6 protein-coding genes are annotated in these 15,236 nt (G+C 71.9%); all 6 read right to left on the bottom strand.

Annotated features, from left to right (window positions below):
• Positions 1-28 precede the first annotated feature (28 nt).
• Genes ACT4N7_RS04105 through ACT4N7_RS04080 form a run of 6 tightly spaced genes read right to left on the bottom strand, consistent with a single transcriptional unit; the run spans position 29 to position 15,139 of the window.
• Positions 29-4,186, bottom strand: a complete 4,158-nt coding sequence (locus tag ACT4N7_RS04105; protein ID WP_444827214.1) for an amino acid adenylation domain-containing protein — start codon at positions 4,184-4,186, stop codon at positions 29-31.
• A complete protein-coding gene (locus ACT4N7_RS04100; RefSeq protein WP_444827213.1) occupies positions 4,161-5,492 on the bottom strand; it encodes an MFS transporter in 1,332 nt (443 codons plus the stop codon). Before ACT4N7_RS04100 ends, ACT4N7_RS04105 begins: the two co-directional genes overlap by 26 nt.
• The gene (locus ACT4N7_RS04095; protein ID WP_444827212.1) at positions 5,489-9,901 is read right to left on the bottom strand and encodes a non-ribosomal peptide synthetase; all 4,413 of its coding nucleotides are present in this window, start codon (positions 9,899-9,901) and stop codon (positions 5,489-5,491) included. Before ACT4N7_RS04095 ends, ACT4N7_RS04100 begins: the two co-directional genes overlap by 4 nt.
• Entirely contained in the window at positions 9,898-13,107 is a 3,210-nt protein-coding gene (locus ACT4N7_RS04090) for an amino acid adenylation domain-containing protein (protein ID WP_444827211.1), read from the bottom strand. The genes ACT4N7_RS04095 and ACT4N7_RS04090 overlap by 4 nt, the downstream gene beginning before the upstream one ends.
• On the bottom strand, positions 13,104-13,805 hold the full coding sequence (locus tag ACT4N7_RS04085) for a DUF6875 domain-containing protein (protein ID WP_444827210.1): 702 nt from the start codon (positions 13,803-13,805) through the stop codon (positions 13,104-13,106). The genes ACT4N7_RS04090 and ACT4N7_RS04085 overlap by 4 nt, the downstream gene beginning before the upstream one ends.
• Positions 13,799-15,139, bottom strand: coding sequence for an FAD-dependent oxidoreductase (locus ACT4N7_RS04080; RefSeq protein WP_444827280.1), 1,341 nt, complete (start codon positions 15,137-15,139; stop codon positions 13,799-13,801). The genes ACT4N7_RS04085 and ACT4N7_RS04080 overlap by 7 nt, the downstream gene beginning before the upstream one ends.
• Between the last annotated feature and the right edge of the window lie 97 nt (positions 15,140-15,236).

Here is a 15,236-nt window from a genome sequence, read left to right as displayed (position 1 = left end):
TCCCGCAAACAGCAGGCTCGCGGGACAGTCATGTGCTGGGTTTCGGGGGTGGCGGGAGAGCCGCGGCGAGGGCGGCCACGGTCGGGTTGTCGAAGATCAGCCGTAGTGGGGCGGCGATGCCCAGCTGGGCTCGGATGCGGGACATGACCTGGCCCGCCTTGATGGAGTGGCCGCCGAGGGCGAAGAAGTCGTCGTGGACGCTGAGGGTGGGCAGGGCCAGGACCTCTTGCCAGATGGCGTGCACCGTGTGTTCGATCGGTGTCGTCGGGGCGGTGGGGGAGGAATCGACGGGATGGGTGGGGTCGGGGAGGGCGGAGGCGTCCAGTTTGCCGTTCTCGTTGACCGGCAACGCTTCCATAGCGACCACGGCGGCCGGGACCAGGTGCTCGGGGAGGCGTTCGCGCAGGGTGTCGCGCAGGTTGTCCATCGACGCGGTCGGGTCCGTGGGGACGACGTAGGCGACCAGGATTCCCTCACCGCGCACCTGGACGGTCGCCTGCCGGACCTGCCCTGTCTCATGTAGACAGTCCTCGATCTCGCCGGGTTCGACGCGGAAGCCGCGGATCTTGACCTGGCGGTCGATCCGGCCGAGGCACTCGATCACGCCGTCGGCGCGGTAGCGGCCGAGGTCGCCGGTTCGGTACAGCCTGCCGTCCGGCAGGCCGAAGGGATCGGCGATGAACCGTTCGGCGGTGAGCGCGGGGTGGCCGACGTAGCCGCGGGCGACGCCGTCGCCGCCGATGTGGAGTTCGCCGACGACGCCGGGGGCCACCGGGTGGCCGAACGCGTCGAGGATGTAGGCCGTCGTGTTCGCGATGGGGCGGCCGATGGGAACCACGGGGTCGACCGGGTCGCCGGGGAGCCAGGTGTGGGTGAGCGCGAACGTGGTGGTCTCGGTCGGACCGTAGCCGTTGACCAGCCGCGGTCCCGCGGCGGACAGCAGGCGGGACACCATTCGGGCGTCCGCCTGCTCGCCGCCGAAGATGAGGCACCGCAGCGAATCGATGGTGCGGGGTGCCTCGTCGGCGAGCTGGCGGGCGAGCGAAGTTGTCAGGAACATGACATCGACTCGGTGCGACCGCAGGTGTTCGGCCAGCGCGCCGCCGGAGAGCAGGTCGTCCTTGGGCAGGCCGACCAGGCGGGCGCCGTTGAGCAGCGCGCCCCACAGTTCGAAGGTGGCCGCGTCGAACGACAGGTTCGACACCTGCGCGACCGTGTCGCCGGGGCCGAGGTCGACGAAGTCGGTGTCGCACACCAGCCGCACGATGTTGCGGTGGGTCACGGCGACCCCCTTGGGGCGGCCGGTCGAGCCGGAGGTGTACATCACGTAGGCCAGCCCGTCGGGGCGGCACGCGACCGCTGGGCGCGACGCCGGTTCGGCGGCGAGCGCGGCGGTCTCGCGGTCGAGCACCACCGCCCGCACGTCGGGCAGGCGATCGCGGAACTCGTGGTGTACCACCGCGACCCGGACGTCGGCGTCGGCGCACATGAACCGCAGCCGGTCGGCGGGGTAGGCCGGGTCGAGCGGCACGTAGGCGCCGCCCGCCTTCAGCACGGCGAGCGCGCCGACCACCCAGTCGGCGCCGAATCCCAGGCACAGCCCGACTTTACTCTCGGTGCCGACCCCGAGCCTGCGCAGCCGGTGCGCCAGCCGGTTGGCCGTGCCGTCCAGTTCCCGGTAGGTCAGCTCTCGGTCGCCGTAGCGGACCGCGGGCGCGTCCGGCGCGCGGTCGACCCACCCTTCCACCAGGTCCACAAGGGACGATTCCCGCGGATAGTCGGTGCCCGTGCGGTTCCACTCTACGACGGCGCGGTGCCACTGCTCGGGCCGCAGCAGCGCGAGGTCGGCGAGGTCGGCGTCCGGGTCGGCGACCATCCGCTCGGTCAGATACAGGAAGTGGTCGACGATCATGTCGATGTGCGCGGCGGTGAACAACTCCGTGCGGTACTTGAAGTATCCGCGCAGGCCGTGGCCGTCGTCGGTGATCTGCGCTTCGAGATCGAACAGCGACTCGGTGCTCGTGCCGCCGTCGAAAGCGAACGTTGTGCCATCCACAATGGACGGTCCGGCGAACGCCGGGGGAGCGGCGAACACGATCTGGAACAGCGGGTGCCGCTCGCCGGACCGGGCGGGCGCCAGGGCCTCGACCACCCGGCCGAACGGCACGTCGGAGTGTTCGTACGCGTCCAGCGCCACCTCCCGGACCTCGCCCAGCGCGGCGGCCCAGGTGCCCGCCGCGGCCAGGCGCAGCCGCAGCGGCACCATGTTGACCAGGTAGCCCACCAGGTCCTCGACCTCCGGCCGGTCCCGGCCCGCGATGGGCGTGCCGATGACCAGTTCGCGCGCGCCGCTGTAGCGGCGCAGCAGCACACCGAACGCGGTCAGCAGCACCATGAACGGGGTGCAGCGCTTCGCCCGCGCGAGCGCGCGCACCTGCGCGGCGAGGTCGTCGCGCAGTTCGAAGGACACGTGGTCCGCGGCGAGCGAGGTGCCCGTGGCGGCGAAGGACAACTCGACCGGCGCGGGTGCGTCGGCGAGCTGTCCGCGCCAGTAGTCGAGCTGCCCGACGACCTCGGCCTGCGCGGCGAAGTCGTGGTGCCACTGGGCGAACTCGGCGATCGAGTGCCGGACCGGCTCGGCCGACACGCCCGCGCGGGCGTCGCGGTAGCCGTCGAGGATCTCCCGTTGCAGCACGGTGAGCGAGTGCCCGTCCACCGCGATGTGGTGCAGCACCAGGATCAGCTCGTGTTCGTCGCGCCCGAGCCGGACCAGGGTCGCCCGCAGCGGGGGTCCCGCCGTCACATCGAACGGGGCGCGCAGGGCCGTGTCGCGGATCTCGGCCAACGCCGTGTCTCGCTCGCCCGCGGTCAGGTCGCTCACATCCCGGTGTGCCAGCACGGGTTCGGTGTCGGAGAGCACGGCCAGCGGCTCGTCGGCGCTGGTGTCGAACACTGTGCGCAGCGATTCCTGGTCGCGCCAGATCCGGCGCAGCACGCGGTGCAGCGCGTCGACGTCGAGCGGCCCGGTGATCCGGGTGTGCAGCGGCACGTTGTGCCAGGCGGAATTCGGCACCAGGCGGTCGAAGAGGAGCATCTGGCGCTGCCCGGCGGTCGGCAGCCAGCGCCGCGGGGCGGGTGCGCCCGGCGCCTTGGCCACCAGCACGGTGAACGTGGGCGCGGACGGCACCGGGAACCGCTGCCGGTCGACGAATCCTGCCTCGGTGAGCCAGCTGTCCAGTTCGTCGGCGGAGTAGATCTGGCCCGCCTGGGTATGGAACAGGTTGAGGCTGGACGCGGGCACCCACGCCGCCCCGGTCACGCCCGCGTCCTCGGCGACCTCGGTGATCTCTTCCAGGAGCACCACCATCCCGCCGGGCCGCAAGCAGGTGCCCGCCCGGCGCAGCAGGTCGCGGGCCCGGTCCGGGTCGAGGCAGTGCAGCACGTTGAACAGCAGCACCATGTCCTGGTCCGCGCCCAGTTCGCCGGTCGCCCAGTCGGACTCGCGGAAGGCGACTCGCTCGTCGAGCCCTTGGGCCGCCACGGTTTTGCGGCCCGCGTCCAGGGTTCCGGGTAGGTCGAGCACGGTGGCGTGCAGGTTCGGATGGGCCTGGCAGAACGCCGCGGCGTACCGGCCGTGCCCGCCGCCGATGTCGAGCAGGCGACGTGCCTCCGGCGGTGGTGTCGCGGCGGCCAGCACGTCGGGCAGCACCGCGTCGGCGAGGTCTGCCAACAGCGACTGGAACTCGGCCAGCGCCACTGGATGCGCCGCGAGCCAGGCGTAGAAATCCACCGCCGGGCGTCCATCCACAATGGACTGTTCGAGGCTCGGCCAGAGATCGAACAGAATCCGGTGCCAGAAGGAGAACACTGTCGTGTAGCCGGTGCCTGACCGCAGCCAGGTCGCCGCCGCCGGAGTCGCCTGGTAGGCGCCGTGCTCGTCGCGGCTCGCGTATCCGAAGCCCACCAACGCGTCCAGCAGGACCCGCACTCCCCGGCGGTCCGCGCCGAGCGCGTCGGCCAGTTCGTCGGCGTGCCGGGCATCGTCGCCGAGGGCGTCGAACAGGCCCAGTCGGACGGCGGCGCCCGCCGCCCGGAACGCCAGCGCGTGCAGCAGGTCCAGATGCGGCGCGGGGGCCTCGCCGGTCTCGAACGCGTCCCGCTCAGCCTGCGGCAAGTTCAGCGGCATCGGGCTCTCCTTCTCGGTGCAGCAGGTCGGGCAGGTCTTCGACGGTACGCAGCGCTTTCGCCCGCGCGGCGACCACCGCCAGCGCGACGAGCAGCGCGCCCAGCACGACGAAGATCAGTGCGATGCCGCGGCCGGGGCCGACCCCGATCAGGTCGCCGACGCCGTCGGCCAGTGCGCCCCCCGACACGAGCAGCGGTTCGAACACGCCGTCGGCCAGCGGCCCGGCGATGGCGTAGGCGAGCGAGGTCGCGGCCTGGGAGACGATGCGCGCACTTGCCATCACCCGGCCCAGCGCCGAGGGCTCCACTTTGGACTGCAAGAGGGTCATGACGCAGCCGGTGACGACCGGCAGCGTGAACAGGAACGCGGGCGCGAGGATGCCGATCAGCGGCGGTGACGGGGCGAGCGCGTGCAGCGCCAGCGCGATCCCGCCGACCGCCAGGAACAGTGAGACGCCCGTCATCCGCCTGCGCGGGCCGCCCCACAGGCTCATCACCAGGCTGCCGAGCAGCATGCCGCCGCCGCCCGCGAACATCAGCAGGCCCAGGGTCGCGGGGGAGGCGAAGGTGAGGATCAGCGGCTGGATCAGCACGCCCGCCACGCCGAAGCAGAAGTCGAACGCGCCGAGCACCCAGAGCAGCGGCACCAGTCCGGGCCGCTTGCGCAGTTCGGTCCAGCCGCCGCGCAACTCTGCCCACGCGCCTGGCTGTTCGGCGGTGCCGCCCGGGCCGCGGCGGGCCTTCGCGGGCAAGGGAAGCGCGATCGTGATCGCGAGCGCGAAGCCGTAGGTCGCCAGGTCGACCACGATCACCCCGCGCAGTCCCAGGGTGCCCAGCAGCACACCCGCGGCCAGCGGCGCGGCGATCTGCACCGCCATGGCCGCCTGCGCCAAACCGTTGGCACGGCCGAGGTGTTCGGGTGGGACGAGCATCGGGAGCATGGTGGTGAAGGTGATCAACCGGAAGGTGCCGCACGCCGCGGTGATCACCGCCACCGGGTACACGTACCAGACTTGGAGTTCTCCGCCTGCCAGGAGCAGCAGCAGGATGCCGGTCGCCGCCGCCGCGATCACGTCGCTGGCGACCAGGATTCGGCGGCGGTCGAACCGGTCGACCGCCGCGCCCGCGATGGGTGCGACCGCGATCGCCGCGACCGCCTCGCTCAGCATGATCAGCCCGAACTGCGTGGCCGACCCGGTGAGCTGGTAGACCCGGACACCGAGCACGAAGCCGGTGATCGCGGAGCCCGCCAGCGAGACCAGTTGGGCGAGCCAGATCAGCACGAACCGGCCGAGGCCGCCGTTCATCGGCGCACTCCCGCCTGCTCGGGCGCGGGCAGATGACCCGACCGGACGTAGTGGTCGAGGTAGCGGTCGAGTAGGTCGGCGGCGGCCGGAAAGCGCAGGCCCGCAGCGGTTTCGGTGGCCCGACAGTCGAAGATCCGCCTGCGGCTGCTCGGGGTCGGCTCGGCGACCGCGGCGATCGTGGCGAGCGCGGTGTCGGCGGACTCGGCCGCGCGGGCGACCAGTTCGGCGTAGAAGTCGACGTAGGGAAGCATTCGCACGGGATAGCCGTATGCGCGCAGGGCGGCCGCGATGGCGTGTGTGCCGATCGTCTGTCCATTGTGGAAATGGAAGTCGCCGCCGTGGCAGGCCGGTGTGCGGGACAGTCGGCCGATGGCCGCCGCGATCTCGTCCACCGGGGCCATGTCCTCCTCGTCGGCCACGTCGGCCATCAGGCCCAACAGGGCGACTGTCCGCAGTTCTCGGCCGAACAGGTCTTCGGCGGGGCCGATGCCGGTGCGGCTGTCGCCGGTCACTCTGGCAGGCCGGTGGATGGTCACGGGCAGCCCGAGTGCCCGCGCCGCGCGGCCGAGCGTGTCGGCCACCCACTTGCTCTGCTCGTAGCCCCGGTCGAGTCCGTCCGGCTCGTCGGGCGCGTGCCGCTCGGTGACCACTCCGGTGCGGTCCAGCGGGAAGACGCCCAGCGTGGACACCATCTGCACCGGGATGACGCGGCTCAGGCAGGCCAGCCGCAGCGCCTCCACCGTGCCGCCGACGTTGGCCCGCTTGAGGTCCGAATAGGACAGTGCGAAGTTCACCAGCCCCGCGCAGTGCAGGATGAGGTCGACCTCGGCTGCCATCGCGGCGAACCGCTCGGGGGACAGGCCGAATCGGGGTGCGGCCAGATCGCCCGGCACCGGCACGATTCGCGTGGCGTCCTCGTCGCGCCACAGCCCGTACCCGCGCAGGGTCCGCTCGATCCGGCCCGCGGCCCCGGTTTCCGTTCCCGCGCGCACCAGGCACAGCACCCGGGCGTCGGTGTGCCGCAGCGTGTCGGCGAGCAGATAGCTGCCGAGGAACCCGGTCGCCCCGGTGAGCAGGACCGCGTCCGGCGCGGCCGCCTTGCGCACGGCCCGTGCCACGTCGTCGGGGCCCGTGCCGTCCGGTAGCCGGATGTCGGCGGGCAGCACTGCCTCCGTCCACAGGTCGAGTCGTGCCGCGGCAACCGAACCCGTCTCCACCAAGGCGGCGAAGTCGGCGAGCACACTCGCCTCGAACACGCCGCGCAGCGGCAGGTCGACGCCGAACTCGGCGCGGACTCGGGTGACCAGGGTCGCGGCCAGCAGTGAATGTCCACCCAGGACGAAGAAGTCGTCGGTGGCGCCGACCCGGTCGCGACCGAGCAGGTCCGCCCACACCGCCGCCATCCGCCGCTCGACGTCGGTGCTGGGCTCGACGTGGATCGCCGTGGTCTCGACCGGTTCGGGCAGTGCGGTGTGGTCGACCTTTCCATTGCTGGTCAAGGGGAACGATTCGAGCAGCACGAACGCGCCGGGCACCAGGTATTCGGGCAGCGCGGCCCGCAGGAACGTCCGAAGCTCTGCCGGAGTTGGCCCGGCGTCCGCAACCGGGATCAGGTAGCCGACCAGTCGGCGATCCACAGTGGACGATCCATCGCGGGCGATGACCAGGGCGTCCCGGATGCCCGGGTGTCTGCGGCACGCGGCCTCGATCTCGGCGGGCTCGACCCGGTGGCCGCGGATCTTGACCTGGCGGTCGACCCGGCCGAGGAAGTCGATCCGGCCGTCGGACCGCCACCGCGCCAGGTCGCCGGTCCGGTACATCCGTGCGCCGGGCACGGCCGAGTACGGATCCGGCACGAACCGGTCCGCGGTCGCGTCGTCGCGGCCGAGGTAGCCGCGCGCGAGGGTCGCGCCGCCGATGCACAGCTCACCCGGCACCCCCAGCGGCACCGGCCGAAGTCGATCGTCCACAATGTACACGCGAGTATGCGGCAGCGGTGCGCCGATCGGCAGGTGGGCCGCCTGTCCCAGTTCGCTCCCGTCGACGGTCTGGTATGTGGTCGCGCACACGGTCGCCTCGGTGGGCCCGTAGTGGTTGAACAGCCGGACTCGGCACCCCGTGCGTTCCGCCCACGCGCGTACCGTGGCCAGCGGCACGCTCTCGCCGCCGACCATCATCGTGGTCAGCGGCGAGTCCGTGGGCGCGACCGTGCCCGCCAGGTCGTCTGTCCACTTCTGCCACAACGCGGACGCGGTGTCCACCATGGTGATCCGCCGCTCGCGGCACAGTCGGAGCAGGTCGTGGCCGGACAGCGCCGCCGGATCGGCACACGGCAGCAGGGCGGCCCCGGCGACCAGCGCGGGGAACACGTCGCCGACCGACGCGTCGAAGCTCAAGGGCGGCACCATCAGCACCCGCTCACCCGGGCCGAATCCGTGCTCGGTGACGAAAGCCCGGGTCAGCGCGGCCAGCGTGCCGTGTTCGACCAGCACGCCCTTGGGTGTCCCGGTCGACCCGGAGGTGTAGATGAGGTAGGCGAGGTCGCTCGGACCGACTTCGACCGGCGGTGGTCCGGCCGGGCAGTCGGGCAGGTCGCCGTCCAGGAGAACGACTTCGCCGCCGAAGGCCGCGAACGCGGGCAGGTGCGCGCTGGTGGTCACCAGCACGGGCGGCCGTGCGTCGGCCAGCAGGACGGCCAGCCGGTCGGCGGGGTGGGTGGGATCGAGCGGCAGGTAGGCACCGCCCGCGGACAGGATGCCCAGCAGCCCGACCATCGCCGCCGGACTGGCCGACAACCCCAGTGCGACAACGGTTTCCGGCCGCACGCCGCGCCGATGCAGGTGCCAGGCCAGCCGGTGCGCCCGAACCGTCAGGTCGGCGTAGCTCAGGTCTTCGCCGTCGGCCAGCACGGCGGGCGCGTCGGGGGTGCGCGCCGCCTGGGCCGCGATCAGCTCGTGCACGGGCGTGGCGGTGTCCGGCGCGGCGGGCTCGGTGTCGTGGCCGCCCGAGCGCACCCGCGCCCATTCCGCGTCGGTCAGCAGCTCGATGTCGGTCACCCGGGCGTTCGGATCGGCGACCACGGCGGCCACTGCCTGCCCGAGGTGGACGGCGAACCGGGCGATCGTGGTGGCGTCGAACAGGTCGGTAGCGAAGTCGAGCTGGCCGAGGAAGATCCCGCCGGACTGGGTCAGCGCCAGCGTCAGGTCGAACCGGGCGGTGGTGGTCGGCGGGATCAGCGGCTCGACCCGCAGGCCGGGCAGTTCGACCTCGGCACCCTCCGGGTTGAGCACGAACATGGTCTGGAACACGGGATTGTGGCTGAGATCCCGGGTCGGCCGCACCAGCCCCGCCACCTGGTCCCACGGGAAACCCTGGTGTTCCAGCGCGTTGACCGCTTCGCGCTGGACGTGGTCCAGAACCTCGCGGACGGTTGAGTCCGCGGTCAGTGTGGTGCGCAGCGCCACCGTGTTGACCAGCATTCCGACGCACTGCCCGATACCCGGCACGGACTCGTCGCGCATCGGCACACCGACGACGATGTCCTCGGCCCGGCTGTGCCGGGCGAGCACGATGGCGAACGCGGTCAGCAGCACCGGAAACGGGGTGCTGCCGGTCCGCGCGCAGAACTCGGCGACCGCCTGGCTGACGGCGGCGGACAACGCGAACGGATGGCTGTCGCCGCGAAAGCTCTGGGTCGGCGGGCGGGGCCGATCGGTGGGCAGCTCCAGCAGGTCGGGCGCATCCGTCAGCCGAGCGGTCCAGTACCTACGGTGCTCGGCCATGGCGTCCGGTGTGGACTGTTCGTGGCGCCAGGCCGCGTAGTCGCCGAAGGCCACCCGCGGCTCGGCCAACGCGGGCATCCGTTCGTCCCGCCACGCCCTGTAGCACTCGCCCAGCTCGCCCACGAGGATCGACAGCGACGGCCCGTCGCACGCGATGTGGTGCACGGACAAGGCGAACAGGTGCTCGCGCTCCGACACGCGCACCAGGACCGCCCGCGCCAGTGGTGCGGTGGCGAGGTCGAACGGCCGGTCCAGCTCGGCCCCCAGCGCGTCCAATCCCTCCACAATAGACAGTGGTAGCTCGACGCCCCTCGACGCGATCCGCTGCACCGGCTCGCCGCCGATGTCGGGAAAGCACGTGCGCAGCGCCTCGTGCCGATCGACGAGCACGGCCAGACTGTGCCGCAGACCGGCCAGATCCAGCTCGCCGACCAGCCGCCAGGACTGGGCCATGGTGTACACGCCGTGCTGGACGCCGAGCTGGTCGAGGATCCAGAGCTGCCGCTGGCCGGGCAGCAGCGGGACGTCGGCATCGGGTTCCCTGCGGGGAATTCCCGCGCCCGCGCCGTCGAGGCCGCGGCGGGCGGCGAGCAGGGCGAACAGCCGATCCCTTGCCTCGTCGGTCATGCGCCCTCGCCCGCCAGCAGCTTCGCCACCTCGTGCGCGGGCAGTGCGGCCACCTCCGCGCGGAGTTCGGCTGCCGCGGCGACCTGGCCCGGCGCGGTCTCGAACCGGGAGAGTGCCGCGGCGAACGCGGCCACCGTGCGGGCGTCGAACATCGTCCGCATCGGCACGTCGACCAGCAGGTACTCGCGTACCCGGGCCAACAGCCTGCCGACGAGCAGGGAATGCCCGCCCAGCACGAAGAAGTCGTCGTGCGCGCCGACCTCCGGCACGTTGAGCAGCTCCTGCCACATCTCGGCGACCGCCCGCTCCACCGGGGTCCGCGGTGCGACGCGGCAAGTGTCGCGCAGGCTGTCCCAGCTCGGCTCGGGCAGCGCCGACCGGTCGACCTTGCCGGTCGGGGTCATCGGCAGCGCGTCCAGCGCGACGAACGCGCCGGGAACCATGTACTCGGGGAGCCGGTCGGCGAGATAGGCGCGCACCTGCGGCCACAACCCGTTCGGCTCGGCGGAATCGGTGACCAGGTACGCGGCGAGCCGGGTGTCGTCCTCGCCGACCGTCGACGCGGTCACCACCGCCTCGCGGACCCGCGGGTGACCGCGCAGCGCCGCCTCGATCTCACCGAGTTCGATTCGGAACCCGCGTACCTTCACCTGCTGGTCCACGCGGCCGAGGAACTCCAGCCTGCCCGACGGCCGGTATCTGGCCAGGTCGCCGGTCGCGTACAGCTTCTCGCCGGGCGCGCCGAACGGGTCGGGCACGAACCGCTCGGCGGTCAGGTCGTCCCGGCCGTGGTAGCCGCGGGTCATGCCCGCGCCGCCGATGTGGATCTCGCCGACGACCCCGACCGGGACCGGGCGCAGCGCCTCGTCGAGCACGTAGATCCGCATGTTGCCGATCGGGGGACCGATCTCGATCGGCGCGGACGTGACCTTGCCCGCTGCCGCCCAGACCGTGGTTTCCGTTGGCCCGTAGACATTCCACAGGGTCGAGCCCGCCGCGATGAGCTGGTCGGCCAGCTCCCGGGTGAGCGCCTCGCCGCCGCAGAGTCGCGTGTGGACGGTCGCGGGGACGCCGCCCGCGCCCAGCAGCATCCGCCAGCGCGACGGGGTCGCCTGCAGGACGGTGGCGCCGCACTCGGTCAGCCGCGCGCGCAGCCGGACCGGGTCGGCGGCCTCGGCGCTGTCGAGCACCTGTACGCGTGCGCCGCAGGCCAAGGGCAGCAGCAACTCCAGCACCGACGGGTCGAACGACAGGGTGGTGACGGCCGCCCAGACGTCCTCAGTGGACAATGCGAGCAGGTTGTCGAACGCGAGCAACTGGTTGAGCACCCCGGTGTGCGGTACGACGACCCCCTTGGGGCGGCCGGTCGAGCCGGAGGTGTAGATCACGTAGGCGAGGTCGTCGCCGCGCACCGACCCCTCCGGCGGCGACCCCGGGTGGGCGGCCACCGCGGCCGCGTCCCGGTCGACGCAGACGACGTGGTCCAACCCGGTGAGTGCCGCGGCCAGCCGCGACCGGGTCGGCTCGTCGACCACGGCGATCCGCGCGCCTGCGTCGGAAAGCATGTAGCGCAGCCGTTCCCGCGGCCAGGTCGGGTCGAGCGGGAGGTACCCGCCGCCTGCCTTCCACACCGCGAGCAGCGCGACGACCATCGACACGGACCGCTCCATACACAGCGCGACCGGGGTCTCCGGGTCCACGCCGTGCAGGCGGAGTTGGTGGGCGAGCCGGTTCGCGCGCGCGTCGAGCTCGGTGTAACTGAGTGTCTCCTGTGGATCGGCCACCGCCACCGCGTCGCCCCGCCGGGCTACCTGGGCGGCGAACAGGTCGAGCGTGCTCGCCGCGGCGGCGGGCGGCAAAGCGGTGTCATTCCACTGGATCAGCGCGCGGTCGCGGTCCGCGTCGGTCAGCAGGGACACGTCCCGGACGCGGACGTCCGGGTCGCGCACCACGGCGGACAGGAACCGGACGAAGTGGTCGGCGAACCGCTCGATCGTGTCCGCGTCGAACAGATCGGTGCTGTACTCCAGATCCACGTGCAGCCTGCCGCCGTGGTCGTTCGCGCCGAGAGTCAGGTCGAACTTCGAGGTCTCGGCGAAGACGAAGTCCGGTTCGGACACCGAGATCCCGGGCAGGTCCAGGTTCGGCGGCGGGGTGCTCTGCAGGGTGAGTTGGGCCTGGAAGATCGGCGCGTGGGCGGTGCTGCGCTCCGGCTGCAGTGTCTCCACGATCCGCTCCAGCGGGACGTCGGCGTAGCCGATGCCGTCCAGGGTGACGTCGCGGACCCGGCTGACCAGCGCACGGAAGGTCGGGTTGTCCGCGAGGGAAGTGCGCAGTGGCACCGTGTTGACGAAGAAGCCGATGAGCGGCTCGGCGTCCACTCTGGACCGTCCGCCGACCGCGGTGCCGACGACGATGTCGTCTTGGCCGCTGTAGCGGGAAAGTAAGGCCTGGTAGGCGGCGAGCAGGGTCATGAACAGCGTGCCGCCGAGCGTGATGCCCGCGGTGCGGACCTCGTCGGCGAGCGCGGCGGGCAGGGTGAAGCTGTGCACGTCGCCGCGGTAGGACTGGGTGGTGGGGCGCGGCCGATCGGTCGGCAGAGCGAGCAGCATCGGGGCGCCGCGCAGGTGGGAAACCCAGTAGTCCAGGGCCATTGCCCCCGCGCGCCCGTCGAGTTGGTCGCGTTGCCACTGTGCGTACTCCGGGTACTGCAGGGTCAGCTCCGGCAGGTCCGGGCGGGCGCCGCCTGCCAATGCCGAATACGCGGCGCTCAGCTCCTCCAGCAGCACCGCGAGCGACCAGCCGTCGGACACGATGTGGTGCAGGGTGACCATCAGCCGGTGGTCGTCCGGGGCGGTGCGCAGCAGCAGGACGCGCAGCAGCGGACCGGTCGCGAGGTCGAAGGGCGCCTTGGCTTCGGCCGCGACCCGTTCCGGTACTTCACTTTCCGTGATATCCACAATGGACAGTGCGGCGGCCGCGGCGGGCAGCACCACCTGCACGGGCCTGCCGTCCCGCGCCTCGAACACGGTGCGCAGCGCGTCGTGCCTGGCGACGATCAGGTCGAGGCTCGCGCGCAGCACGTCGGTGTCGAGCGGGCCGCGCAGCCGTTGCACCATCGGCACGTTGTACAGCGGGGAGCCCGGGTTGAACCGGTCGAGGAACCAGAGCCGCTGCTGGCCGAACGACGGCGGGAACACGCTCATGAGGCACCGATCCTGAGGTCGTCCGAGCCGGTGTGCGGGTGGCCGAGGCCGCGCACGATCGCTTCCCGGATCGGCGTCGGGACCTGGGCGGCGAACTGCCGCAGGTAGGCCATCATGTGGTCGTGCTTTCCCTGCAGGAAAGGGAAATCCGTCGGCACCATGTGCCGGATCGCGAGCAGCGGCACCGGGCTGCGCAGCGGCCGGAAGTCAGGATTCCACAGCCCGCCCTTGGCGGGCGGTCCGTCGTGGAACTCGCCGATCATCAGGCCGCGCTCGACGTACTCGGACTTGAGCGATTCCTGGGTGCCGTCGATGATCCGGTCGAGGTCGGCGGTGGTCAGGTCGGGGAACAGGATCAGGATCGTGGTGAGCTGCGCGGTCGGCTGTCCTTTCGGTGCCAGGGCGAGGAACCAGTCGCGGTAGGGCAGCAGGGCCCGCGCGACCTCGTCCGGGGTGTCCGGCCGTCCCGGGTAGACCGCGAGGTAGAACTGGCCGCGGTCGATCGAGGGCTGCACGAACGGACAGACGTTTCCCTTGCGTCCCAAGCTCTCGTGCGGTCGGGCGAGGTAGCGGTGGGCCCAGTCGACGATGGCGGCGAGCTGCGCGGCGTAGGCGCTCAGCGCGGTCGGCAGCGGGCCGCGGGCGAGATCGCTGGTCTCCAGCAGTATTCGAGCGTCGTTGCTCGGATGGGTCAGCATCGGGCTCTCCTGGCTCGGCGCGTGAGCGTCGTGGCTAGTGCGAGGCCGCAGCCCGCGGCGACCGTGCCCGCGAGCCAGCCGAGGGCGGCCTGCTGGCGGTCGGCGCGGCGCAGCGCGTCGGCGTAGGGCATCGTGGTGTGGGAGATCATGGTGTAGAGCGGGATCCACTGGTCGGGGAAGAGCCGGTTCAGCAGGAGGTCGGCCTTCTTGCGCGCCAGGAACAGCGGCGAGGCGAGCCGGTCGCGTAGCTCGACGAAGTTCCGCGCGGACAGGTCGGCGAGCACGTCGGTGTGCTCCTTGCGGCGCCGCTGGTAGTCCGCGAACGCCGTGCCGTGGTCCCCCGCGCGGTCGAGGCAGCCGTCGAGGGTGACGCAGTCCTCGAAGGACGAGTTCATTCCCTGGCCGTAGAACGGATACACCGCGTGGCAGGCGTCGCCGATCAGCACGACCCGGCCGCGGTGGTGCCACGCCGAAGTGCGCACCGTGACCAGGTGGCCGACCGGCTGGTCGACGAACTGCTCCGCCGCGTCCGGCACCAGGTCGAGCAGGTCCGGGAACCGTTGGCACAGCAGTGTTTTCACATCGGACACGGTGTTCAGGGTGGCGAAGCTGTCCGGGCCGGTCAGCGGCAGGAAGATCGTCCCGGTGAGCGAGCGGTCCGCGTTGGGGTGCGCCACGATCAGGCCGTCGTGTCCTGGCCAGACGTGCAGCGCCTCCGGGTCGGTGCCGCGGAACCCGCGCGGGCCCGCCGGGATGGCCAGTTCCTTGTAGCCCCAGGGAAGGAACTCGCGGTGGTAGTCGGCGGGCTCGCCGCGCTGCATCTGCTCGCGCACCGTGGAGAACGCGCCGTCCGCGCCCACCACGGTGTCGGCCTCCACCCGGCGGTCGCCGAACCAGCACACGGGCCGCGTGTCGTCGTCGCCCTTGTCGAGCCGGGTGAGCTTGGCCTCGAAGTGGAACCGGACCCCGGGCAGCGCCGCCGCCGCGTTCAGCAGCACCAGGTTCAGGTCTTCGCGCAGCACCGAGCGCAGGATCTGGTCCTCGCGCGTGCCGTAGGGCTGGAACGCGTGCGGCCCGTCCGGGCGGTGCACCACCCGGCCCCGCATCGGAGCCGCGTGCGCCAGCACCTGGTCGAGCAACCCCGCGTGCCGCAGCGCGGTCACCCCGCGCTGGGACAGTCCGAGGTTGATCGAACGGCCACTCGCCGCCGACCGCACCCGCGGGTCCGGCCTGCGGTCGAACACCTCGACCCGATATCCGCGGCGCGCCAGCAGGACCGCCATGAGCGACCCCGACAACCCCGCACCGACGACAGCGACCGTAGTCGCGCCCACCTCATCGCCCACAGTCGATCCGTTCGTCGCGCATCGCCTCGCAATAGCGCGAGTCGTTTTTCGAAGCTCGCGCAAGTATGCATGAATCCACGGTGAA

Source organism: Actinokineospora sp. (genome assembly GCF_052390155.1).
Classification (GTDB): domain Bacteria; phylum Actinomycetota; class Actinomycetes; order Mycobacteriales; family Pseudonocardiaceae; genus Actinokineospora.
Note: the sequence above shows the minus strand (reverse complement) of the source record. Positions and strands in the feature narration are given on the sequence as shown.